The 24352-nt window shown below is 43.7% G+C and carries 26 protein-coding genes and 1 pseudogene; 13 read left to right on the top strand and 14 right to left on the bottom strand.

The window, feature by feature from the left end:
* Position 1 precedes the first annotated feature (1 nt).
* The 5 genes from P5674_RS06665 to P5674_RS06645 all read right to left on the bottom strand — a co-directional run bounded on the left by P5674_RS06665 (position 2) and on the right by P5674_RS06645 (position 6117).
* A complete protein-coding gene (locus tag P5674_RS06665; RefSeq protein WP_043468696.1) occupies positions 2-2017 on the bottom strand; it encodes an O-linked N-acetylglucosamine transferase, SPINDLY family protein in 2016 nt (671 codons plus the stop codon).
* 57 nt (positions 2018-2074) lie between these two features.
* Positions 2075-3019 (bottom strand): HEAT repeat domain-containing protein, encoded by a 945-nt coding sequence (locus P5674_RS06660; RefSeq protein WP_014277178.1) that lies wholly within the window; start codon positions 3017-3019, stop codon positions 2075-2077.
* An 84-nt stretch (positions 3020-3103) separates the two neighbouring features.
* Positions 3104-3886: a calcium-binding protein gene (locus P5674_RS06655; RefSeq protein ID WP_006616490.1), complete on the bottom strand. Its 783-nt coding sequence runs from the start codon at positions 3884-3886 to the stop codon at positions 3104-3106.
* A 121-nt stretch (positions 3887-4007) separates the two neighbouring features.
* Positions 4008-4850, bottom strand: coding sequence for a glycosyltransferase family 2 protein (locus tag P5674_RS06650; protein ID WP_014277177.1), 843 nt, complete (start codon positions 4848-4850; stop codon positions 4008-4010).
* 214 nt (positions 4851-5064) lie between these two features.
* Entirely contained in the window at positions 5065-6117 is a 1053-nt protein-coding gene (locus P5674_RS06645) for a glycoside hydrolase family 10 protein (protein WP_014277176.1), read from the bottom strand.
* 399 nt (positions 6118-6516) lie between these two features.
* On the opposite strand from P5674_RS06645, the gene P5674_RS06640 reads away from it, so the two are divergent.
* The 4 genes from P5674_RS06640 (at position 6517) to speD (ending at position 8685) form a co-directional block, all read left to right on the top strand.
* Positions 6517-6786 (top strand): hypothetical protein, encoded by a 270-nt coding sequence (locus P5674_RS06640; RefSeq protein ID WP_315669876.1) that lies wholly within the window; start codon positions 6517-6519, stop codon positions 6784-6786.
* Between the two features lie 194 nt (positions 6787-6980).
* The gene (locus P5674_RS06635) at positions 6981-8036 is read left to right on the top strand and encodes a pentapeptide repeat-containing protein (RefSeq protein WP_315669875.1); all 1056 of its coding nucleotides are present in this window, start codon (positions 6981-6983) and stop codon (positions 8034-8036) included.
* Complete coding sequence (locus P5674_RS06630) at positions 8017-8190, top strand: hypothetical protein (protein ID WP_315669874.1); 174 nt, start codon at positions 8017-8019, stop codon at positions 8188-8190. The genes P5674_RS06635 and P5674_RS06630 overlap by 20 nt, the downstream gene beginning before the upstream one ends.
* A gap of 60 nt (positions 8191-8250) precedes the next feature.
* Complete coding sequence (gene speD, locus P5674_RS06625) at positions 8251-8685, top strand: adenosylmethionine decarboxylase (protein WP_014277173.1); 435 nt, start codon at positions 8251-8253, stop codon at positions 8683-8685.
* A gap of 93 nt (positions 8686-8778) precedes the next feature.
* Here speD and P5674_RS06620 read toward each other — a convergent pair whose 3' ends face one another.
* Positions 8779-9363: a hypothetical protein gene (locus P5674_RS06620; RefSeq protein ID WP_043469135.1), complete on the bottom strand. Its 585-nt coding sequence runs from the start codon at positions 9361-9363 to the stop codon at positions 8779-8781.
* A gap of 149 nt (positions 9364-9512) precedes the next feature.
* On the opposite strand from P5674_RS06620, the gene queF reads away from it, so the two are divergent.
* From queF to P5674_RS06600, 4 genes and pseudogenes are all read left to right on the top strand, one after another.
* Positions 9513-9947, top strand: coding sequence for a preQ(1) synthase (gene queF, locus P5674_RS06615; RefSeq protein WP_014277171.1), 435 nt, complete (start codon positions 9513-9515; stop codon positions 9945-9947).
* A gap of 68 nt (positions 9948-10015) precedes the next feature.
* Positions 10016-10213: a 50S ribosomal protein L35 gene (rpmI, locus tag P5674_RS06610; protein ID WP_006617369.1), complete on the top strand. Its 198-nt coding sequence runs from the start codon at positions 10016-10018 to the stop codon at positions 10211-10213.
* Between the two features lie 40 nt (positions 10214-10253).
* Positions 10254-10610 (top strand): 50S ribosomal protein L20, encoded by a 357-nt coding sequence (gene rplT, locus P5674_RS06605; protein WP_006617370.1) that lies wholly within the window; start codon positions 10254-10256, stop codon positions 10608-10610.
* 90 nt (positions 10611-10700) lie between these two features.
* Positions 10701-11248: pseudogene (locus P5674_RS06600) on the top strand (tetratricopeptide repeat protein).
* A 56-nt stretch (positions 11249-11304) separates the two neighbouring features.
* Here the strand turns inward: P5674_RS06600 and P5674_RS06595 are convergent.
* Entirely contained in the window at positions 11305-12162 is an 858-nt protein-coding gene (locus tag P5674_RS06595) for a transporter substrate-binding domain-containing protein (RefSeq protein WP_014277169.1), read from the bottom strand.
* A gap of 115 nt (positions 12163-12277) precedes the next feature.
* On the opposite strand from P5674_RS06595, the gene P5674_RS06590 reads away from it, so the two are divergent.
* Complete coding sequence (locus P5674_RS06590; protein ID WP_190593447.1) at positions 12278-13084, top strand: hypothetical protein; 807 nt, start codon at positions 12278-12280, stop codon at positions 13082-13084.
* Here the strand turns inward: P5674_RS06590 and P5674_RS06585 are convergent, their stop codons facing one another.
* Both P5674_RS06585 and P5674_RS06580 read right to left on the bottom strand, forming a co-directional pair.
* Entirely contained in the window at positions 13085-13573 is a 489-nt protein-coding gene (locus tag P5674_RS06585; RefSeq protein ID WP_014277167.1) for a DUF4168 domain-containing protein, read from the bottom strand.
* A gap of 76 nt (positions 13574-13649) precedes the next feature.
* Positions 13650-14144, bottom strand: coding sequence for a DUF4168 domain-containing protein (locus P5674_RS06580; protein WP_315669873.1), 495 nt, complete (start codon positions 14142-14144; stop codon positions 13650-13652).
* Positions 14145-14315: 171 nt separating this feature from the next.
* On the opposite strand from P5674_RS06580, the gene ggt reads away from it, so the two are divergent.
* Both ggt and psbA read left to right on the top strand, forming a co-directional pair.
* Positions 14316-15872 carry a gamma-glutamyltransferase gene (gene ggt / locus P5674_RS06575; protein WP_006617376.1) on the top strand — a complete coding sequence of 519 codons (1557 nt, stop codon included), beginning with the start codon at positions 14316-14318 and terminating at the stop codon, positions 15870-15872.
* 174 nt (positions 15873-16046) lie between these two features.
* Positions 16047-17126 (top strand): photosystem II q(b) protein, encoded by a 1080-nt coding sequence (gene psbA, locus P5674_RS06570; protein ID WP_006617377.1) that lies wholly within the window; start codon positions 16047-16049, stop codon positions 17124-17126.
* 85 nt (positions 17127-17211) lie between these two features.
* Here the strand turns inward: psbA and P5674_RS06565 are convergent, their stop codons facing one another.
* Positions 17212-17559, bottom strand: coding sequence for a hypothetical protein (locus P5674_RS06565; protein WP_014277166.1), 348 nt, complete (start codon positions 17557-17559; stop codon positions 17212-17214).
* Positions 17560-17931: 372 nt separating this feature from the next.
* Here P5674_RS06565 and tmk point away from each other — a divergent pair, with 372 nt between their 5' ends.
* Entirely contained in the window at positions 17932-18627 is a 696-nt protein-coding gene (gene tmk / locus P5674_RS06560) for a dTMP kinase (RefSeq protein WP_006616764.1), read from the top strand.
* Positions 18614-19621, top strand: coding sequence for a DNA polymerase III subunit delta' (locus P5674_RS06555; RefSeq protein WP_315669883.1), 1008 nt, complete (start codon positions 18614-18616; stop codon positions 19619-19621). Before tmk ends, P5674_RS06555 begins: the two co-directional genes overlap by 14 nt.
* A 36-nt stretch (positions 19622-19657) precedes the next feature.
* Here the strand turns inward: P5674_RS06555 and P5674_RS06550 are convergent, their stop codons facing one another.
* The 4 genes from P5674_RS06550 to P5674_RS06535 are packed head-to-tail and all read right to left on the bottom strand — an operon-like array spanning position 19658 to position 23510.
* The gene (locus P5674_RS06550; RefSeq protein ID WP_315669872.1) at positions 19658-20554 is read right to left on the bottom strand and encodes a hypothetical protein; all 897 of its coding nucleotides are present in this window, start codon (positions 20552-20554) and stop codon (positions 19658-19660) included.
* A 59-nt stretch (positions 20555-20613) separates the two neighbouring features.
* A complete protein-coding gene (locus tag P5674_RS06545) occupies positions 20614-21540 on the bottom strand; it encodes a hypothetical protein (RefSeq protein ID WP_315669871.1) in 927 nt (308 codons plus the stop codon).
* A 53-nt stretch (positions 21541-21593) separates the two neighbouring features.
* Positions 21594-22592 carry a hypothetical protein gene (locus tag P5674_RS06540; RefSeq protein WP_006616768.1) on the bottom strand — a complete coding sequence of 333 codons (999 nt, stop codon included), beginning with the start codon at positions 22590-22592 and terminating at the stop codon, positions 21594-21596.
* Positions 22593-22610: 18 nt separating this feature from the next.
* The gene (locus P5674_RS06535) at positions 22611-23510 is read right to left on the bottom strand and encodes a hypothetical protein (RefSeq protein ID WP_006616769.1); all 900 of its coding nucleotides are present in this window, start codon (positions 23508-23510) and stop codon (positions 22611-22613) included.
* Positions 23511-24352: the final 842 nt, after the last annotated feature.

Raw genomic sequence — 24352 nt, 5'->3', positions numbered from 1 at the left:
ACTATTTAACCGGGACACAATTTTGATAAAATTCTTCTAAGCCTTGCAGACCTTGTAGGTCATGATAGAGACGAAATCGATGGTTTTGGATTTTCTGTTTAATGGCGGTTCGGGTTTCTGGGTCTAACCCTAATTTAACGGCAATTTCTATATATTCGCTTTCGGAAGAAGCGATGGTTTCAGTAACTCCTAAGCGCCGTAAAATCCCCGCTGACTGGCGACTTCTCATGATTTCCCCCTGATGAGTAACTAGGGGTAAATTAGCAGCGATCGCATCTAAAGTAGTAGCAAATCCGGTAAACTGAAACGTATCTAAACCCACATCAGCCAAACTCTGTAATTGCAGATATTCGGCATAATTTAAGCGAGGTAAAAATAGACAGTAATCTTCACCCGACAAACCAAATTTGTCAAAAGCAGCATACAGACGCTTTTGGAATTTGGCGGTAACTTCCTGATACCAATGGGAGATAAATACAAATTTAGCTTGATTTACCCCTTGGGCAATTTTACCATAAATATCATCATATTGGGGTAAATATTTAAACAGAGACTGACAGGATAAATAGATGATATCATGGTCGGACATCTGCCAATCTGACCGAGATTTTGCCGAGGGGGGAAATGATGGCTGGTCTAGGTAAATCCCTAAATTAGGTAAACAAATTAAATGTTCGTTGTAGTAAGTTTGGGCGTTAGCAGGTTCCAGCAATTCAGCGGAGATAAAATAATCGATAGTTGGTAATCCTGTGGTGGTTGGATGTCCCCAGGTAGCACAATAAATAGGGGCGAGTTTTAATCCGGCTATTTGTAGGGTTTGGGGACACATTCCCAACTCTAAAAATACCAGAATATCCAGGCGATCGCTATAAATTTGTTGGCTGACTTGTTCAATGTTATTATAGATATGATAGAATTTCTCCGAATATTGTTGATATAAATCTGTAATCTGGTCGGCTTCCTGTCCGGTATAATAACAGTAGACCTGAAACTTTTGGCGATCGCTATTTTTCACCCATCCTAAAAAGAGATTCCCCACTGTGTGCCATTGTAAAAAAGAACAGATATAACCAACTCTAATTTTATCAGATTTTCCCCTCAGTCTAGGGGGCGGTGTTTCTCCCCATTCGGGATAGTGGGCGACCATTACCCGATGTAAAAAATCCCCATATTGGCGCTGTAAGTTCTTTTCAGACAAACTACCTTTAAATAACTGTTCATCCCCCTGATATTGCAGGTAAAAATTTGTACCTTCCCCCATAGCCTGGAGGGTAGCATTATCAAAAATAGAGGCTTGGTTAATAATCCCTTTGAGGTCTTGTGCAAACCCTTGTCGAGAGGCGAAAATTTCCGCAGTGTTATTGTAGAGAATCGGAAATAATCGCAATTTGGCAAACTTCAGAGAAATCTGATCAGGAAAATTCTTAACAGCCACAGTCGCCCAACTTATAGCTTCTGCAATTGCGCCGATTTCTGACAATGATAAAATCAAGTTAAGATAGACTTCCACCACTTGAGGAAATTCATCAATCAAACGGCGATAAATGGCTGCTGCATCATTATATTGATTTAGCCGTTGATAACAGTCTCCCAGGTTGAGGTTAACTTCCAGATGAATAGATGATTGATAATCTTGACAATTTGCCAGATACTGATTATAGTAGTCAATAGCTGTTTTATAGTCACAACTATAATAGGCTGATAATCCTAGATAATAATAGCCTTGGGTTTCATTTCCTAGGGCTACCCAAGCCAACCCTAGGGCTGACAGAATTTCCGGGGTGCTGGTGTATTGGAGTGCTTTTTCATAGGTGTTTATAGCCTGTTGTGGTTGATTTTGCAACAACAATAAAGCACCATAGCCCAAGTAAGCATTAGTCAGACCTGGACAAATAGCGATCGCTTTTTGATATTCAGACTCCGCCGCCGCTAACTGTCCTAACTCCAGGAATTGCGACCCTAACTGACAATGAAAAGTCGCCAACTCAACATCAGGAGAAATCATTTTATCCGTCATGATTGGTATTAGTGATGCAGCCCTCTGGAGGGGGACAGATAGCCAACGGTAGAATTGCTAGATTTGCTGGTTAGGGGGATAAGCCGAGCCCCCCCCAGGAGACCGACGGAGACTGGAGTTAGGGCGGATAGGCTGAGAACCTATAGGGGAAGGACTCGGACTGGTGTTAGGGCGGATAGGCTGAGAACCGACCGGAAAGGGCCGATTAGCCTCAACCCTTCGATTGGCGGTCTTTTCCGGGGATTTAGCCACATTCTGATGCAGTTGGCGATCGCTATTTTCCAGGGCAGCGGTCATAGCCGGAATCAGGGCTGATTCAATCTTACCGAGGGCGAAAGCCGCTTTGGTGCGAACTTGCATATCCGCGTCCGTAAGTGCCTTAGTGAGGGCAGGAACCGCCGGAGAACCGATGCGCCGGAGGGCGATAGCGGCGCTAATCCTCACTTCCTCATCACTATCTTTGAGGGCAGCAATTAACTGAGCGATCGCCGGGGCTGCTTCTTTTCCTAGGGTTCCCAAGGCAAAAGTTGCCCCTTCCCTAACCGCCTTATCTTCATGGTTGAGGGCTTCGATAAAATCGGCGATCGCCGTTTTTTGGATCTGATCAGAAGCCGGTCCCAATTGCTGAAGCGCAACGGCCACATCCATTCTCACCGCCGGGTCAGGGTCTTTGAGGTGAGATAGCAAAGCGGCGATCGTATCAGAGTCCTGTAAACCCATTACCCCCAAACCATAGGCGGCGCTGCGACGGATAGCCGGGTCTGGGTCTTCTAAGGCTTCCAGCAAAACCGGAACCACCGTAGACCCCATTTGTTTTAACACTTTCACCGCCGCTAGTCGATGCTGTCGGTTATCGCTACCGAGTTCCTGAATTTTAGTAATTACCTCTGCTGTAGCTGTCGCCTGGGTGGCGGTTGTTCCCATTAATAACAGCATCGCGCCAAAACAAAACCGGACTATTTTCGGGGATCTAAAAACGCTGGGCTTGGCATGGTTATCCATATTAAACACCTGGTTTGAGGATTTTGGGGGTTGACTCCAATCAATTCGAGAGACTTCCCAAGTTAACCGCTATTTTAACCCATTTTAGATGAAAATAAAATCGATATCCAGGAGCAACCGTCGCGGCAGGTTGCCATCGTTAATCAGAACCCCCAGAAAATCCCCATTTTCCAACTCAAGAATAATGTCATTTAAGCCGTTACCATTGACATCATTTTGGCTGGGGCGCAAATCAGGGCGATCGCGTTCTAAACTCAATTCATCAATGCGAGTGCCCACGGGGACAGCAATTTTATCACCAAAAAACGGATTATTGACCACATTAAAACCGCGAATTTCATCAACATCTCGCAGTTGTGAACTCCTATGTATGGGGTCTAAGAAATAAATATCATCACCCTCACCACCCATTAGGGTATTGCGACCCGCGCCGCCGTAGAGAAAATCATTACCCAAATCGCCAAATAAGAGATTATCGCCATCATTTCCCCGGATCGTGTCATTTCCCTGACCGCCATAAATGGTATCATTTCCCGGACCACCTTCTAATAAATCATCCCCTAAATTTCCAAATAGGAGATCATTACCGGGTCCACCATATAAGAAATCATCTCCTTGCCCCCCGAACAGTGTATCATTATTGCTTCCCCCACTAATGGTATCATTGCCTTGGTTGCCATTGACCAGTAAGGGATCGGTGATATGAGAGGCTTGGAGGCTATCATTTCCCGCTAGTAACAAAATCCCGTCAGGAAAGGCTAAAGCCTGACCCGGAGTTGCAAAAATTATATCGTCTCCAGGGGAACCCAACAAAGCAGTAACTCCGAATATACCTAAGTTAGCGCTAGGGGTTAAAAAGCTGGTCATAATCTGGTACTCCTTGTCAAAATTAGATCTGCTGAAAGTTTACCAAGTTGATTGACAGAATCTTGATCTATTTGTTTCCGGGGAGGTGAGAGGGACTTATGATTGATGTCAATTGTCGGGTTTAATGTAGTTTTTGCCTGAGATTTAACGGCAAAAAATTATAGTCTGGATGAGAGGAAACCTTGGCAAAAAAGTTAAGATCTGTATCTGTGCCTTCCTGGATATTTTGATAGGTTTTCTGATGCTGATGTAACCGAAAATAAGATAGGGTTTCATCAATAAAACCTACCTGATATTCTGCCATAATTCGCCACCATAAATCCAAATCAACTAATTGGTTTAAATGGGGGTCAAATCCTCCTAAGCGATCGCATACTTCCCCACGGAGTAAAACCGTAGTTGGTTCCCCAATTTTATTAATGGGATGTTCCAATAATCGCGGATCTGACAATAAATCTCTACCCCATTGCACAGGTTGTAATTGAGACCAACCCGCCGGCAAATTCTGGAAATCCTGATAAACTATCATCAGATAGGGGTCGGTTTCTGACCCTGGATCAAAAAACATTTCTCGCCGGGAAAAAACTAAGGCTATATCCGGGTATTTTTCAGCCAAATCAACCATTTTTTCGACGCATTGTGGAGCCAACAAATCATCTTGAAAGAGGAACTTAATATATTTACCCTTAGCCTCGGTAATACAATGATTACAATTCCCGGCAATTCCCCGCTGATTATGATTAGTAATTACCCGAATTTCCTGGGATGAATTTTGCTGGAAAAAATGAGCGATCGCCACCGTTTCATCCGTGGAATCATCATCAGAAATAATCAACTCAATTCGGGAATAAGTTTGAGATAAAACACTAGCAATAGCCTCCGCCACAAACCTCTTCCCATTGTAAGTAGGAATACACACACTAACTAAGGGAGTTTCTGTGCTGACTTCCTGGCTATCATACATAACCCAATCCTAATGATTAATTACCATATATTGACCAATCAGGAGAGCCATCAACCCCCTCTCATAGAGGCGAAGGAATAGCAGCAGCTATCATCCAACAGAGAGGCAGTTAAAGTCACAGCGTTTAATTATGGTTAAATATCCCCATAATAAGCCGTCACAAAATAGCGTCATCTCTGCTGAAAATAGCCAGTTTTGTTCAATTCAATATCATCTACAACCGGGCGGGAGTAGCATAAGGTCCTCGGCGGAGTGCTTTAGCCAACTCATCATTATTTTCCCGGAGTCCTTCATAAAAGAATAAAACCTCTCCTTTTACGCCGCGATGTCGGTTGTAGTCAATAGACTTTAAGAGTTCATCGGCACTAATGCGGTAGGAGCCCACCTTAATCAAAACTCCGGGGGACAATTTAGGCAATTGCCAATCTCGGAATTGCACATCAACCAACTGATCAACTAACCCCTTATAGCTCCAAAAATTGCGGCGGTAAAGTTGAGGGTGAATCATATCTACCAAATCCCGATCAATCCAAGCAATATAATCCTGGAGGTATTCATTTAATCCCCAACTATAAACACTGGGAGACATAGAAACAATCAAATTAGGTTTAATCGCCTTAACCTCTCGTTTAATCCGCGCCAGAAAATCCGTGAGAATATTAGCGCGCCACTGTAGCCATTGAGAGTCCTTATGATGTAGGGGAGGTTGACGGCCAAACTCCTTGACATAACGCTGCACCGTTTGCTGATCATATCCCCCTTCCGAAGGTAAAGCCGGGAGTCGATCATCCCCTTGAACGCCATCAATATTATATTTACGGACGACCTCCAAAATCAGACTCATAATAAAGTCCTGAACTTCGCTATCAAAGGCATTCATCCACTCAAAGCCATTTTTAACCACCATACCCCCCTGGGAATTAATCGCCGACCAGTTAGGTTTTTGGTTAAGGATGCGGCCCCCATTCTGTTGATAGGAACTAGCAAACCCATACTCAAACCAGGGTATCACCTTGAGTCCGACGCGATGGGCTTCCTCAATCACTTCCGCGAGAGGGTCACGTCCGCGAACATAAAAATCAATCTCAACGCCAAATTTTTGGCTCATCACCTGAGATTTATAGAGAGTGACCCCTTTATTCCAAACCACTGGAAACACCACATTAAAGCCTGTGTCGGCTAAAAAGTCCATTGCTTCAGCAATAGTCGCCCTAGAGTAGAGAACCCTGCTATCAGTAGTAGTTAGCCAAATCCCACGAACTTCCATAGTCCCTCCGGTTGCCAGTAACTTGGTTTTCACATTGAGGATTTTCCGGGAATGAACCCGCTAATCCGTAGACTGTTCCCCATTTCTCAAATTGATTTGAGTGGCAGTCTTGCTCAGTATATCCCTCAGCTATTATCTTTAGTTAGGGGACTATTTTAAAAACATTGCCCCCACAACTGCAGTGGGGATTAGAATCTGGCAGATTGACAACGCTCTATGGGGCTGACTATTGCTCCTATTGGTGTTAAACTGATATCAAGAGAAACGTTGTTAAGGTGAGAATCTATCCCACCACTGAGCAGCAAGTTGCCTGAAATCGACTAATTCCCCAGATGCGTGCTTCTGTCTTAGGTTAAATGAGAATTTGACCTGGGTATTGGGGTAAGGAATACACACTTTATGGGAGTTGCAAGGGATCCGTCCGCTGGTTATTGGCGATGGGTTAAGGGTTTTCCCGATCATCAGCCAAATGTGTTGTTAGCTAAAATCATCAAATTTTGGATTATTCAGGCGATCGCCTATCCCCAGAACCGCCACCATGGGGATCAGTTTTGGCGAGTAGATCTTCCCCTGTCATCTAAAACTTCCGAACCCTGGCATCTTGATTTAGTCCTAGTATCTTTAGCTTCCCTAGAACATTATGGGATGGTCGCTGGTGATACAAGCTGAATTGGGGCAATTAGCTAAAGCCTTCTGAGGCGGTCAGCAGGTAGCCTGTGGTTATCGACTCAGGGGCGAGTAGGTCTTTTTGTTGTTAACCATCAGTTCACCCGCAGATTCTATGAGCTTTTTCGATTGGAGTTCATGGAAAATATCCCTTTTCAATTCCGATTCCAATAGAGATAGTCAATTATTCCTTTTGTATGAGCAAGCCTGAAACGGTTACTGTTAATAAACTTTTAACTCGATATGCCCAAGGGGAACGAAACTTTAGCGATATCTCCCTAGTGGCAGCAATTTTCAATGAAGTTACCCTAAATCGGATCAACTTGAGTGGGGCGAATTTGGCAGAAGCCCTAATGGTTCATACCCGCTTGATTGGTGCGAACCTGAGTAGATCTCAGTTGAGTTATGCGGATCTATCAATGGCGGTTTTGATTGATGCGAATTTGACTGGGGCTAGTATGACGGAAACAGTTTTACATCAAGCTGACCTGAGTGGGGCGAGTTTGAGTGGGGCGATTTTGTCTCAGGTGAATTTAACGGGGGTTAACCTCACGGGAGCAAGTTTGATTGGGACTTGTCTGCTGAATGGTTCTCAACTCACTGATGCTATTTTAGTTGGGGCGACTATGACTCGCTCTGTTCTCAGTGGGGCGCACATGACGGGAGTCAATTTAAACCGATCTATTCTTAGTGAGATAGATTTGAGTGGGGCGAATTTAACCGGGGCTACTCTGATCCGGGTTCACTTAAATGGCGGAAATCTTAGTGGCGCGAATTTGACCGGGGCTGATTTGAGTGAGTCAGTTATACAAAATAGTAATTTCTGCATTGCGAATTTGACGGGGGCGAATTTGGCGGGGGCGAATTTGGCGGGGGCTAACCTCAATGGCGCAAATTTGACGGGGGCGAATTTGACGGGGGCGAATTTGACGGGGGCTAACCTCAATGGCTTAACGTTACAATGCGCTGATCTACGGTTGGCTAATCTCAGTAAAGCTGATTTACGGGGGGCGAATTTAACGGGGGCGAATTTGGCGGGGGCTAACTTGTTAGAAGCTGATCTGCGTTTGGCTAACCTCACTGATGCTAATCTTTGTGGTGCTGGACTGCTACTGACTTCACTACGGGGGGCGAATTTGGCGGGGGCTAACCTGAATCAGGCGAATCTGATTGGGGCGAGTTTGAGTGTGGCTAATTTGGATGATACAACCATGGAGGGAACTATTCTGCCTAATGGCGCTACCCACCAATAGCTCGATCGCCTTCTCTCAGGGGGCGGTCCGGGGCGGCTTCGGGGAACTGCCCAGGCGCGCCCCTAGGCGATCGCCTTCTCCCCCAGTAACAGGGATTAACAACGAACCACAGGATAATTTGCCTCTATTTTGTAATGGTGCGATCGCAATTTAACTGATGTGATAGACTGAAAAAGTTTGAGACCATTTAAGGGTGGAGGTAAAACCGCGCAGAATGAAACAATTGGGAACCCATCTGGTCATTGACGCTTGGCACTGTCCTGCAGATCTTTTGAATGACCCCGAACGTATCCGCACTGCTATACTCGATGCAGTTACCGCAGGAGAGGCGACGTTGATTGACTTTTGTGTGCATCAATTTAGCCCCCACGGGGTGACGGCAACAGCCACCTTGGCTGAATCGCATATTGCTATTCACACCTGGCCTGAGTATGGCTATTTTGCGGCTGATCTGTTTTTCTGTGGCCGTGGTAATCCTCGCAAAGCTGCTGAACATTTGGAAACTGCATTGCAAGCCGGTCAGGTCAATAGACGTGAGTTTGAGCGCGGTTTTGAACCTTCAGTCAGTGTCGATAATTCCTCGGTTAGTGAAACCTCACCAGCGACTAATTTGACGGCTTTGGCAGAAACCAGTTTTGCTGGTCGTTAGGCGATCGCTTCCTAGAAAATTCCACGATCTTTAGTCATCTGCGATCGTGGAATTTTGGTCTGATTTGGGTCTGATTGTCGGGTTCATCAACGATTAGCGCCCTTGTTGCTGCAACAGGGGACGAACTACCCAATAGCCCATACCAAAGGCGGCTACTACAATTAGGGCGATGGAAACAATTAGCCAGATCCCACTTAATTCACCTCTATCAGGTCCTGATGACGGTCGCAGTCGGCCTTCTGGTTCCTCAGTAAATTGGGGCGGTGGAGTGTCCGGCGCGTCGCTGTTTGGGGGAAAGACTACATCTGGTTGTGGAATCTCGGTTCTGGGCTGTTCATAAAAGTTGGGTGGCGGCGAGACGGGATTAACACTAAAGCTAGGATTGACAGGGGGAACTGCTGATAATGGCTGGTTTTTCCCTTGCACCGATTCAACGGCTAAATAGAATTGATTAGCAGCCTGGACTACATTATTAAGTTCTTGGCGCAAATTTTGATTTTCTTCGAGAAGTTGTTGGTTTTGGGTTCTCAGGGAATTGATTAGGTTTTGAGAACCCTGTAATTCGGCTGTTACCTCTCGATATAGGGATATGGGGACTGAGGGTGAATAACTACTACTATTTCCGCCTTCGGGTGGGGTGGGGTTAGAGGCTGTAGAATTTGGTATAGGATTTGACATGGCTGTTATGGATAAACTTTGGGGTATGATCAACGGGATTAGTTGAACGACGATCGCCTTGATGATATTGCTATTAGACCAATCACGGGGCATTTAGTCAAGGAAATCTACGGGCGATCGCAATTGGTTGTTTATTGTTGATATAAATTATGAGTAACTCCCAGGTAAAACCTTCTGAGACTGAATCGGTTACTAATACAGAACCCAGATATGGAGAGAGAGAGATTAGCGAGGGGCAGTTAATTACCTTCCCCAATCCCCGACCCGGACGCAGCTATCAAATTAACATAGTCTTACCAGAGTTTACTTGTAAGTGTCCGTTTTCGGGATATCCAGATTTTGCCACCATTGATTTAACCTATGTGCCGGATCAGTCCGTGGTAGAGTTAAAGTCCATCAAGCTCTATATTAACAGTTATCGCGATCGCTACATATCCCATGAGGAATCAGTTAACCAGATCCTTGATGACTTTGTAGCCGCCTGTGACCCCCTGTCAGTTCACATCAAAGGCGACTTTAACCCCAGAGGTAATGTTCACACCGTGGTTGAGGTGCATCACCATAAACACCAGCAAACCAATTAATCGATTTATCTACTCATCAATCCCAGCAAATGCTATAATCATAGCTTGTGTCGAATTCCAGCCATTTCATGCCCAAACTCAAAACTCGTAAATCAGCCGCTAGGCGCTTTAAGGTAACGGGAAGCGGGAAACTCGCACGCCGCAAGGCTTTTAAGAGTCACCTGCTACAACACAAAAGTGCAACTCGCAAGCGCCGTTTGTCAAAAACGGCTATTGTCGATGAACGCGATGCTGAAAACGTGCGTCTGATGATGCCGTATTTGTAACGCTATAGTTCGATCAACTCAATTTTAAGGAAAAACAACAATGACACGAGTTAAACGTGGTAATGTTGCCCGTAAACGTCGCAAAAAAATTCTCAAACTTGCGAAAGGATTTCGCGGCTCTCAATCTAAAAATTTCCGAATTGCTAATCAGCGGGTTATGCAGGCGCTGCGTAACGCTTACCGGGATAGAAAAAAACGCAAGCGCGACTTCCGCCGTCTGTGGATTACCCGGATTAATGCTGCTGCTAGAGTCCACGGCATCAGTTATAGCCAACTCATGGGGAATTTGAAAAAAGCCGACATTGAAATCAATCGCAAGATGCTGGCGGAAATGGCAGTGCTTGACCCAGATACGTTTGAAAAAGTGGTCGCTAAAGCTGCTCAAGCTCAATCCTAGGGGATTTTCAATTGGTACACTTTGAACGAAGGATGGAGACAATTCTATCCTTCTTCAAGGTCAGATGAAATTGGTAATTTAAAATTAAAAATGGATAGTAATCTCGCAGTTGTTTATCTGGTATTACTGCTGGTTTTTTTGTCGGGTTCTGGCTTTTTTATTGTGCGTCAGATTTTCCGAACTCGCGAAGTTGAGAGTAAGATGTCACAATTGCAACAGCAGCTCTCTCAGGGTCAAGGAACAGCTCAGGAATATTATAAATTAGGCTGTATTTATAATGATAAAAACTTGTATTCTCAGGCGATCGCTGTTTTACAAAAAGCTCTCAAAGCAGTAGAGGAACAGGAGCCACCTGAGAACATAGCCATGATTTATAATGCCTTGGGTTATGCTCACTTTGCTAAGGAAGAATATGATATCGCCATTCGTAATTATAAGGAAGCATTAAAGCTGACTCCTGAATATGCGACAGCTTGCAATAATCTAGGTTATGCTTACGACGCAAAAAGCTGACTTCTCAGGCTTTAGAAGCCTACGAAAAGTCTCTGAGTTTAGAACCCAATAATCAAATTACTCAACGTCGCGCTGAGTCTTTACGGAAACGATTAGGTATTCCCACCTCAGAAACTGCTCAATAACATTTCCCGACCCTCCCCTGAGTGAGGAGGGGGGTTAATGAAAGCTAATTTCTATGCTAACGGGTACACTTTTGTAAAGCCGCTTGTGTGGTGGCGACATAGGCGGAGTCGCGACCATAGAGACTTTGGAGAATTTCCAGGGTTTCCTCAACTAAAATCAATGAGTTGATGGTATTTAACCAAGCGATGTCTCCTTCCGGTACGATCATGCCGTAGAACTCACAGGTGAGGGGTTCTTGGGGAATTATGGCATAGTCTTGAGGGTTAATATCTGGTTGACGCAACACTTCCCCAATTAGCAATAAACCATCACTAGCGAAGGCGTTGATTTCCCGATTAAGAACATCACGCACGGCATCGGCGCGGCCTGATGTGCCATGATATTGTACGATTTGAGCTAGGGAATAACGACTGCTGATAAATCCCTGGGTAAGGGTGTTAGGAAGTACACCAATAATGATGTTTTCCATGGCACCATCTGGGTTGATTAAGGTTTGATTATCTGCGGCAACTAATAGGTGATTTCCTGTGGCGATAAAGCGATCGGAATAGACTATGCCTGGTGGGGGGGTGCGGGTGACAGTGTTGGGGCCACATTCTAGGTGGACGCTTCCATCAGCGACGATAGATTCCCGATTGTCCAGGGTGGACTGTACCAGTTGAACTTGGACGGGTTGATTAAGTTGTAGTTGTTGGGTGAGGCGACTCGCTAGAAGTTCCATGAGTTGGATACAGTACCCTTCCCATTCTCCGGTGTCTGGAGACAGATAACCCAAGGGGGCGGCATCTTGTCTAACTCCGGCTTTGAGAATGCCTGTTCTTCTGATGTCTTCGAGGACGGTTCCGGCGATCGCATTTAGGGGAAATAGGCTACACAGAGTTAGGGTCAGGAAAACCCGAATGATATTTTTCATAAAATCAATGTAGTGGACATTTGTTAACAGAAGTTCACTCAGAAATATAGCTTACCCTGTATTTAACCAGGAATTATTAAAGGGGAGAGTGGGGATTTTGAACTGTCATCAGGGGATGTTAGAGTCGATCATAGTTCGGGCACAAACTGAATTAATTTCACCCTATATATTTTATCAGCTCTGCCAGGAGTTTTGTCTAAAAACAGGTACCAATAAGTTATACTTTGGGGAACCGATCGCCTCTTATTTAGACCCGGATAGAGGATTGGGGGTATCAGAAATTAGGGTTTTTCTGGATGGCTTGGCTATTTATGTCCGGCTGATTACCACCCCTAATTTTACTGTAAATTTTTACATCAATTGTCTTGATAAATACTCGGAAAATCCGATAAATATAACTGCGAAAATTATCGGTTGTGGGATGGTGGGTAGAGTCGCAAAAATCACCATCAATGGCGAGGAACCCATAGTATTTAAAGCATTTTTTGACCCAGATTTTATATGGGTTCATGGTCCATGGGGTGAAATTCCGGTGGGGATTCGTTTAAAATATTGTGGGGTAACAAAAGATATGGCTGAGTTTTTATTTGCGAGTCAAAATTGGGTGGTGAGTGAGTGGATTGATGATGAGAAATCCAGGTTATGTAATCGCCAAGGTTTAAGATATCGAGAATTTGCCTATAAAGAAGGGTTGACTAAACTCAACCCTTTAAACCGAAATAACTATAACCTTGAGGGTATCCGACTCGATCCGGGTGGCATTCAAAAAGAGTATCGCGGCCGGCGTTTGGTAGATTTTTATCAAGGGACTTGGTTTTATTTACGCAAAATCCGCCGAGATAAATGGAAGGGAATTTATGCGATCGCCAATCAGTTGTTGACGGGGATAATACAACACAGTCGCAGAATCCCCAATTGCTAACTACCGTGCATCAGGAGATTGCATAATTCGGAGAATTTCTGCTTGAATGCGCTCTCTAAATCGGCTATCAGATTGTTGATGGCGGGTGATTTCATTAAAGCGACTAACAGTTAATCCTTTGCTTTCAATAATGCGTTTGGCTTGGTCACAGTAGCTAACCGCAATTTGGGGAGCATTTCCAGGTAGCATATTAATGCTAGTCGGCTCATCACAGACAATGCGCGGCACTTGTCCGACAATTCTTTTAATTTCCTCAACCGCCTGATGCCGTCTCGATTCCAGTGCGATCGCTGCTTGAGCGTAGTTGGTAATCTCCTGATTGCTAAAGGTAGGATTTCCCGCTCTAGCGGTCGTGCTAAAACTGGCGGTTAGGGATGGAGCAGTTAAACTAGGAACCCATCCCGTCAGCAGTCCGACACCAGATAAAATAGTGATGGCAGTGGACTGAATGAATAACCGATGTAAATGCCCTTGATGTGGTAGTTTCATAGTAGTTTTTTACTCCGTTAAAGTAATAAATAAATAACACAAATTCCCCTAAAATATCTAGGGGAGTCATATAGGATTAGTTGCCGTTACTACGCTGTTGACGAAGTAACTCAGCCTGAATTTGCCGTTGCAGTTGTGGGTTATCTTGTTGTAATCGAGTAATCTCGTTAAATCGATTAATGGTAAGATTGTGCTGTTCAATAAAATCCTTGGCCAGATTGCAATAATTAACAGCGATCGCCCTTAGATCTCGATTCAAGCTATTAATCCCACGGCGATCGCTACAGATGACCTCTGGAACCGTACCCCCTGCAATTCCCCTAATCTCATCATAGGCCTGTTTGCGTCTAGGTTCAATTAGTAGAACGGCACGGGCATAATTGCGAATTTCATCATCAGTAATATTAGAGCCTTGCTGTGCGTTAGCGAAAGTTCCTGACCGACCTGTGGGGGACAACAAGTCGGGGACTACTCCGCTAAGGACTCCAAACACAGCGAAAACACCGACCAAAAGTGTTTGTAACCCTTTCCGGCTCATGGGATTATAGACAGAAGCGAGCCAAGAATTCATATATCCGCGTCTCCAAGCAGCAACAAGCATTAATCACCCCTCACTCAAATGGGGGAAGTTGTATTTAGACATAGCCAACCCCTGCCCCATTATTTAAGAATAAGAACAGGATCAGGCTATAACACAGCATAATTATTTTGAATTATTTTGTAGCTCAGAAGTTCCTCAAATATGCAGAAACTAAATGGTGTCGTCGCAGCCGGCCATCAAGAAACCGCACTGGCTGGGTTAGCAATGTTCCCCCTGGGGGGTAATGCTTTTGATGCAGCCGTCGCGTCCATGCTGGCTGCTTGTGTGGCTGAACCCGGGTTAACTTCCCTAGGTGGGGGAGGTTTCCTGTTGGCTCACACCCACACCAATCAGAATATTTTATTTGATTTCTTTACACAAACACCAAGCATTAAACAATCAAAAAGTCAAGTATATTTTTACCCGGTTGATGTCAATTTTGGTGGCAGTGTTCAGGAATTTCATATTGGTTTGGGTTCTATGGCCGTTCCGGGTGTGGCGGCTGGGGTGTTTAAGGTTCACCAGACCCTAGGAAAACTGCCTTTAAAGGTAGTGGCTGAACCCGCGATTAATTTGGCTAGAAATGGTTTAGAAATTAATACTTTCCAAGCCTATACTTTTAACCAGATTCTCTCCTCAATTTTATTGAGTTCCCCCGAAGGTCGGGAAATTTATGCTCCCCAAGGCTCGATTCTCCAAGCTGGTGAACGAATAGTTATGAAAAATCTAGCGAATACTCTGGAATATCTGGTTAAACAGGGATTTGAGGAGTTTTATCAGGGGGAAATTGCTCGGCAATTGGTGGCTGATTGTCATCAGGGGGGTGGCTATTTAAGTGAGGAGGATTTGAGACGGTATCGGGTGATTGAACGCCAACCGTTAAGAATTGGTTATCGGGGAAAACAGATTTTGACTAATCCGCCTCCCAGTTCCGGGGGAACGCTCATTGGCTTGGGGTTGGAACTGCTTTCGGGAATTGAAGTTGCTAATCTGGAGTTTGGGAGTTGTCGGCATCTCCATATTTTAGCGGATGTAATGAGATTAACTAATACTGTGAGAAAACAGGGGTTTGACGATCGCCTTCATGAACAGAATATGGCTGCTGAGTTCCTGTCCCCAGAACATCTACAACCCTATCTGCAAGAATTACAGGAGACCGTGAATAAGTGGGGGAGTACCACTCATATTAGTGTTGTGGATAGTGAGGGGAATGCGGCTAGTGTTACTACTTCTAACGGGGAGGGGTCGGGTTATATGATTCCGGGGACGGGGATTATGATTAATAATATGTTAGGTGAGGAAGATTTGAACCCCCACGGCTTCCACCAGTGGCGGGAAAATGTGCGACTATCCTCGATGATGGCTCCTACTTTGATTTTAGATGGCGATCGTTTAGAGATGGTGATCGGGTCTGGCGGGTCTAATCGTATTCGCACCGCCATTTTACAAGTAATCTCCAATTATCTCGATTTTGGGATGTCCTTAGCCGCCGCCGTTAATCGTCCCCGTGTCCATTGGGAGAATTATCGTTTTGATATCGAACCCGGTTTTAATCAAACCGAGATTAATCATCTGCAACTTGCGGACCATAGCGAAATTGTCCAATGGGGGGAACGGAATATGTTTTTTGGTGGGGTTAATGGAGTCGCCACTAATGCTGATGGGACTATTTTAGGAACTGGGGATATCCGACGCAGTGGCGTGAGTTTAGGGATTTAGGGAAATTAATAAGCAAAACTTATAGCTATCATCAGTTTTATCGGATTAAACATATAACTAAATAGTCATAAAGCTATTGACATATATGAGTTAAGTGTGAGATATTACAGACACGGTAGAAAAACAACTACCGGATATGTACCTCGAAAACTCAATAACGCAATCATATTTGATATGACCACTACCTTACAGCAACGGGAAAATCTCAATATTTGGGAACAGTTTTGCGGTTGGGTAACATCTACCAATAACCGCCTTTATGTAGGTTGGTTTGGTATTGTGATGATCCCTACCTTGCTAACTGCCACCATCTGTTTTGTGTTAGCTTTTGTAGCTGCACCTCCTGTGGATATTGACGGCATCCGCGAACCCGTTTCCGGTTCTCTGTTGTACGGCAATAACATCATCACGGCGGCTGTTGTACCCAGTTCTAATGCGATTGGGTTGCACTTTTATCCCATCTGGGAAGCCGCGAATATTGATGAATGGCTTTATAATGGCGGCCCCTACCAGTTGATTGTTTTCCACTTCCTAATCGGCATTTTTTGCTATATGGGTCGTGAATGGGAACTCTCTTATCGGTTAGGAATGCGTCCTTGGATTGCTGTTGCTTATAGCGCTCCTGTAGCTGCTGCGACGGCGGTACTGTTAGTTTATTCTATCGGTCAAGGTTCTTTTTCTGATGGTTTACCGCTGGGGATTTCTGGCACATTTAACTTTATGTTAGTGCTGCAAGCAGAGCATAATGTTTTAATGCACCCCTTCCATATGCTGGGAGTAGCTGGTGTCTTTGGTGGCGCTCTTTTCTCAGCTATGCACGGTTCTCTGGTGACATCTTCTTTAGTACGTGAAACCACTGAAATTGAAAGCCAAAACCGGGGTTATCGCTTTGGACAAGAAGAAGAAACTTATAACATTGTAGCTGCTCACGGTTACTTTGGTCGTTTGATTTTCCAGTATGCTTCTTTTAACAACAGTCGCGCTTTACACTTTTTCTTAGGTGCATGGCCTGTTGTTGGCATCTGGTTTGCATCTTTAGCAGTAGCTTGTTTTGCTTTCAACCTGAATGGGTTTAATTTTAACCACTCGGTTTTAGATTCCCAGGGTAAAGTCCTAAATACTTGGGCTGATGTGATTAATCGCGCTAATTTAGGCATTGAAGCTATGCACGAACGTAACGTTCACAACTTCCCGTTAGATTTGGCTTCTACTGAGTCTAAACCTGTCAATTTAGTTGCTCCTAACATCGGCTAATTTGTAGCTAATTTGTATGTAAAAAAAAGCGTCTCCCGAATTGGGGTGCGCTTTTTTTTGTGAAAATTAACTGAAATGAAAATGACTAGAGTGTCATGCTTTCTAGTAATACCCACTGGCGATGGTTGATCATGATTTCGCTGACCAATTCAAACATTTGGCGACAGTGATTATCGGGTTGTAGGGGTAATTCTTCATTTTTTAAAACCACAGTCATTTTGATTTCTGTGTCTGTGGAGGTGGCTGTATCAAATACTACCTCTAAGGTGACTAATTGAGATATGGAAACTTGACCGATCGCCTCCCTAGCAATAAGTGAACTGGGGGTTTGATAAATCAGATCAAGGTTGCAAGATTCCATAATATCTATTAATATTTCTCTGGCATCTTCAATATTGATAGCAATCACAAAAAAAGCCGTATAACGAGCCATCGAAAAACTCCCGATAATTTCCAAGTTTAATTAATACCAATAAGCAGGTTACAGCCTGTTCAGAAATCATCTGATCACCTCTCAAAGTCCCTCTCCCTCTCTGGGATCCAGATTTAGGGTGAGGGCAATCGACTGGTGAACAAGCTGTAGTGCTATATTGACTAACTGTTTTTATGGTTCCCTGATAGAGATACTGGCATTTCTGGTACACAACCCTAGAGATGAGTCATTAAGCCGGGATTATTATAGCGCTTCGGGTGTGGCTTAGTAAAAACTCCCCACCAGATTTGCTAAAATTTTCGGATTTTGATTAACGAAACTGCCATAATATGCGATGACTGAATCAGATCTAGGGAGGTTGTCAATACAGAAATGGCGGGAAAACTAATTGTATTTGAAGGTATAGAAGGATGCGGTAAAACTACGCAAATACAGCAAATTCAGCCGTGGTTAGCCGATCGCCTGTCCTTAAACCATTCCCCCGGGGGGAAACTCCACCAACCGGGGGTTCAGGTGACGCGGGAACCCGGAGGAACCCAATTAGGTCAGCATTTGCGGGATTTACTGCTTCACCATGAGATCAACGAACCTCTGAGCGATCGCAGTGAGTTATTATTATATGCCGCAGACCGCGCACAACATATCGAAACTCTGATTAAACCTCTGTTAGACCAGGGGACGATGATTTTATGCGATCGCTTTACCGACTCTACCCTAGCTTATCAGGGATATGGTCGGGGACTCGATTTACAGCAAATTCACCAAATTAACCAGATCGCGACTGGGGGTCTTGTCCCGGATTTGACTCTGTGGTTAAATGTTCCTGTAGAAGCAGGACTCACCCGGATTAAGGCTAGAAAAAAAGCCGATCGCATTGAACAGGCTGATCTAGAATTTCACTATCGCGTTGCTGAGGGATTTGCGACTCTAGCCAAAATGTATCCCCAGCGCATTGTCCCTATTGATGGAAATGGCGATCGCGATCGTGTGACTCAACAAATCCAAAATATACTCAATCAAAAACTCCTAGAATGGGGGTTAATCTCAAATAATGATGGATGCCTTTAGCGATTTAATTGGACAGGCTCAAGCTGTCGAACTTCTCAGCCGAGTAATTGCCCAAAATCGGATCGCTCCGGCTTATTTATTCGTCGGAATACCCGGAGTAGGTCGTAGTTTAGCAGCTCGATTTTTTATCGAATTATTATTACAGCCGACTCGCAAAAATCTCGTAAATTCATCCGAGGAGGACGCACATAAACAATCTATTAAACATCGAGTTGAGATGAGAAATCATCCTGATTTACTTTGGGTAGAACCCACCTATTTGCACCAAGGAAAATTGCTCTCAGCAGTCGAAGCCGCCGCCGCTGGTCTCAAACGTCGCGCACCGCCACAAATTCGCCTGGAACAGGTGCGAGAAATTAGTCAGTTTGTCAGCCGTCCGGCTTTGGAGTCTCTGCGGTCTGTCGTGGTTTTAGAGGCGGCGGAAACTATGGCTGAGGGAGCGGCTAATGGTTTATTAAAAACCCTAGAAGAACCGGGTAAATCCGTGTTAATTTTAATTGCTCCCAGCGTGGATTCTTTGCTATCAACCTTGGTCTCTCGCTGTGCAAAAATCCCCTTTTTTCGGCTATCAAATACTGATATAATTCAGATATTAAATCAAACCGGCTATGGTGAAATTTGCCGTCATCCTGACATCATAGCAATGGCCCAAGGGAGTCCCGGACAAGCGATCGCCTGTTGGGAACAATTACAAACTATTTCACCCGAACTATTAGCCAAAGTCAAAAAACCTCCCCAAAGTTTACGAGAATCTCTCGAATTAGCAGCAGAAATTAGCCGTTCTCTTGATACTCAGGCTCAGTTATGGTTAGTGGATTATCTGCAACATTCCTATTGGGAACAATACCATAATCATGGGGTTAATGGTAACAATAGCTTACCGCCAATTCCCGGATTACTTCACCAGTTAGAACAAGCTAAAAAACATCTGCTGGCTTACGTTCAACCTCGGTTAGTCTGGGAGTGTACCCTAATGGCGATCGCTAAGATTTAACCCTAGTTTAACCCAGTCATAACCAGTTATTAATGATTATACAAGACCTCCTAAAATACTTTTGAGGTCATCAAAAATACCGATCGCCGCATTTAAACCCGTGCTAGTAGTATCTGCTGCATCAACCATAGTATCTTTAGTCGTCACCACCGTATCACTGGTTTGGTCGATGATATTACTAATTTGTTCCATCATATCCTTTAAACGGTTAGCAGCATCTAACAACTCATCAATTTTACCCTGTTGAGATTCCGTAATTTCATTAATTGTATCTTCAGCAGTTTTTTCCGCTAATTCCTGTAAGTTTTGTACCTTGTCTGTTACCTGATCAACAATTTCATTAATCTGTTGCGTAAAGTCGCTCACAGCATCTTTCAGTTCAGGAATAGTCTCCCCGATAAAAGTTTCAAAATCGCTACTCCGTTCCTCAATTTCTGACTGGTGAGTTTCGATATCGCTTTTCACATCTTCAGCTATAAACTCTTGAGTTTTCGATAAGTTTTGTTCCTGTTCTGTACTCAGTTCCCCCGCCTTTTCCTTGAGGGAAATAAACGATTCTCCCACCTGGTTAATCACCTCAACTAACTCTGGCGTAACAGCTTCAACTCGGTTATAAAAATCCGATAAAGCCGTTTGAGTCTCTTCTAATTCTTGATTGATTTCTTCCTGTCCGGCTTCAATTTTTGACCGTAATTCCCCAAGTTGATTAGTAACCGCTTCCCGTTCCGCCGCCAACTCTTCCCTCCCCGTCGCTATTTTTTCCAACAGTTCCTCAGCGCGTTCTTGTAGGCTTGACCAGTCAGTTTCCACTTCTTCCGTTATGGCTTCTAACTGTTGGCGAGAATTATCAATATGGTCTTCTTCCAAGTCAATTTTTTCTAAAAATTGAGTCATTTTTAAAACCACTTCATTCGCTGCTTGTTCTAAAGTCATTTCTAACTCCTGATTTCCATAATCTCAAATTTGGGTAATTTCCATCTATCTAGGGTTACTTAACCAAAAGAAACCCCAACTTTACTCGCTAAACTTCGCACCGAGTCTACTAAAAGTTCCATAGGTTGAATAAAGTCCTCTAACTGTTCAATCAGGGGACTAATTACCTGTCTATGACTAGCCGCATCATCTTTAGCACCCCTGAGTTTATCCATCATGTTGTCAAGGGTTTCTCTCACCTCAGACACCGCAGAATCAGTCAAATCTTTTAACTCCGTTTCGATTGTCTCCTGTAACTCATCCAGTAATTCATCAATTTTTGACTCAATAATATCACTGGTAATTTCACCGATTTTCGTTTCAAATTGTCCCTGAATTTCCGTAAAACTATTACCCATTTCTTCCAGGCGATCGCTCACCTCATCCTCAGCCTCATTCACCTGATCATTTAACTCTTCTACCTGTTCCTGAGCGCTATTTTTTGCCGCCTCAATTTTATCTCGCAAAACTTGAACAGCATCACTCAGGTTTTCTTGAGCATCCAGAAGTCGCTGTTGACCCTCCTGCAACTTTTCCTGTAATTCAGTCAGGCTATTTTGTGCTTCTTCTCCCGCATTATTAATCTCATCATTACCCGACTCTAACTCCTCTTTCAGAGCAATTAATTTTTCCTGAGCCGTCTGCATTTCCGAGCTTAATTGTTGTTGAGCCTCACCGATTATTTCTTGCCAAGTTTCCGCAATATTATTAGTTTCCTCCACCTCACTTTCTACTTCCGTTTGTTGTTCCCCAACCTCCTGCTGAAATTCATTTAAAGCATCAGCTATTTGCTCCATCAAAGCCTCAATCAAACCCTGTTTTTCTTCAACATTAGACTCTAGGACACGCACCGCATCTTTAATTTCTGTAGCTCCCCCAATTAAACTATTTAATTTATCCGGTGCTACCGAAGACATTTGAGCCAAAGAATTATAAACTTCTTCCATTGTCACTTCCCCTTAATATCTGAATAAGTACAAGCAGCATTCAACCGTCAAACTCAAGATAAAATGCCTCCCAAACTCAAAACTTGTTTGATAGTTCCGGTGGCTACCTTAGCCGCTACAATTTGCGGCAAAATCGGAGTCAGTGATGAAGTAACCGTCGCTCCCACTTTCATCATCACCATATTTTCTCCTACCTCTTGAATCATATCTGAGACCACATCATCAATAGCATCTTTAAAGGAATCCTCTAAATTGTCCTTGAGGGAGTCCTCAGCATAATCTTTGACATTCTCAAAAATTGCGCTTCCCCTTTCTTGAAGATTATCGGCTACTTCAGCCGCTTGGCTACCTAGGGTGTTATATACATCAGTCAAAACCCCCTTAAAATTACTAAAATTATCCGTGATTTCCGATAACTTATCCTGAGCCAAAACTTGGCTAAAGTCTCCCAATAATGATTCTAACGAGTCCCTATGAGTATCGGATATTTCAGTAACTAAACCCTCAAAATCTCCTTCTGTTTCTTCCTGAGTCGTTGTCACTCTTTCCTCAAGATCTGATATCGCATCACCCAAAGTTTCAAACACCCCTATAGTGGTTTCCATGGCTTGATTTATCGCTTCTGTTAGTTGCTCGAAGCTGTCTTTGAGTTCCTCAAATGTGGATTTGGTTTCATCCATACCCCCATCCATTTCAGCTAGATCATTATCTAACTCCGATTCAAATGTGCTGTAATTTTCTTCGATATTAGCTGAGGTTTCATCTAGGCTACCTTCAGCATCAGAAATACTTTGTAGGAGTTCTTCTAAGGCGGAAATTAACTCCTCTTGAGCCGAGGTAACATTAGACTCTTCAGTTTCTAAGGTTTCCACCAAATTAGAAAATGAGGTTTCCACAACTTCTGGGGTTTCTTCCAGGTCGTCACTCTCCCCTTCAAATTGTTCACAGAGTTGATCAAGTTGATCATAGGCTTGATCTAAGACATTTAACAAGTTGGTTAAATTCTCAGCCGATTCTTCTAATGATTGACCAAAATCTTCAGCGATCGCCATCGTCTTAACTCCCTCAAATTAACCTAATAAATCTCTAACTCTTGACAACACATCTAAAACTGGTCGCACCGCGTCCACCACATCATTAATGTTATCGATAATATCCCCCAATTGTCCCTCTAACATTTCCTCGGATTTCTCCCCCGCTTCTCCCAAAGCACTGAGAGCCTCACTCAGAGATTCTGCACTTCCTAAAAGCTGACTTTTCGCCTCATCAACAAATTTATTAGTTATCGTATTGATAGCATCTTCGGAAGCCGTATCTAAGGCATTTTCCATCTCGGATGTCTGGTTACTGCTTTCCGATCGCAATGTCTCAAAATCCGAGGCAATTTGTTCGATTTTTGTCTGAATTTCACCTTGTAAAGCCTCGAATTGCTCAAAAAGGCTGTTTTTCTGACTATTAAAACCCTCCTGCAATTGTTCGATTTTATTGCGAAATCCCTCCACATTAGACTTAGCAGTTTCACTTTGGGTCTGGGTTTCCGCCTCTGATGTTTGCACCTGTTGGGAAAGTTCCAATAACCCCGAATTGGTTGACTCCGCCTCCGACTCTAAATCTGATAATATCTCGGCGGCGTGGCTTTTTAACTCATCTAACTTAGCTTTAATCTCCGTTAAAGTAGATTCGACTTTTTCATCAACTTGGGTAATTTTTTCCTGGAGACTGGTTAGGTTTTCTTTCGCCGTTTCTAGTTCACTCTCTATGGCTTCGTCGGTGCTGTTGAGAGCAGCGAGCATCGTTTCAAATTGAGCCTTCGCGGTGTCGCCAGCGACGGTTAAGTTATTATCGATCGCTGTCAGAAACTGCTCAACCTGAGTTACACTGATCATGGCTCGATCTACTTCCTCAGATAAGGCTTGGGTTCTCGCCTCATTCTGTTCGATTAAATCTTCAATGGTTGCAATATCTGCCATACTAACGTCCTGCCAATTTAATGATGGGGATGGGTTGAGAAAATTGCCGTGCTTTTATTATATGCTAACTCACACTGAGATGCCCACAATTACGTTACAATTTTTTATATAAATCAGGGCGGGTTTGTTTCATTACCATATTTATCGAGTTTTGGGCGAAAAATTTAGGTTTTTTTTAGAATTGACGAGGCAGGCAAAATCGATCATAATATATTCAGATAACTTAACTTAATCAGGGAGTGGACACCCTATATGGTGCATAACCCCCTCCAAATTATTATAATAGTTGATTGGATGAGTCGATATGTCTGAATCTAACCTAAACAAATGTGCTGTCATTAAATTGTGTATTCCCGGTGATAAACAACCAGATCATCCTGTGTTTCAGTATGATTTATCGACGGCTAAAGAAGTTGTTTTGGGTCGTGGTAAAGATGCTCAGATTGTAGTTGATTCTCTGCAATATACAATGGTATCGCGGTATCACGCTAAAATTAAGCCAGTATTAGAAGGTTCTGTGGAACTGTGGGAAATTGAGGATCTTAATAGTGTCAATGGCACTTTTATTAATGGTGCGCGTATGGCGGTAAATCATCCCCTCGAAGCAGGCGATCGCATTAAACTTAGTGAGGATGGACCCGAATTTGTCTTTGAATATCAAACCAAGCCTCAGCCGCCAACTTCTGATAATTCTCTCCCACCCATTGCGGAACCGATAATTGAGTCGGAACCTGAACCGATAATTGAGTCGGAACCTGAACCCATAATTGAGTTGGAACCTGAACCGATAATTGAGTTGGAACCTGAACCGATAATTGAGTTGGAACCTGAACCGATAATTG

Origin of the sequence: Limnospira sp. PMC 289.06, from assembly GCF_032350395.1 — a bacterium.
Classification (GTDB): domain Bacteria; phylum Cyanobacteriota; class Cyanobacteriia; order Cyanobacteriales; family Microcoleaceae; genus Limnospira; species Limnospira platensis.
Note: the sequence above shows the minus strand (reverse complement) of the source record. Positions and strands in the feature narration are given on the sequence as shown.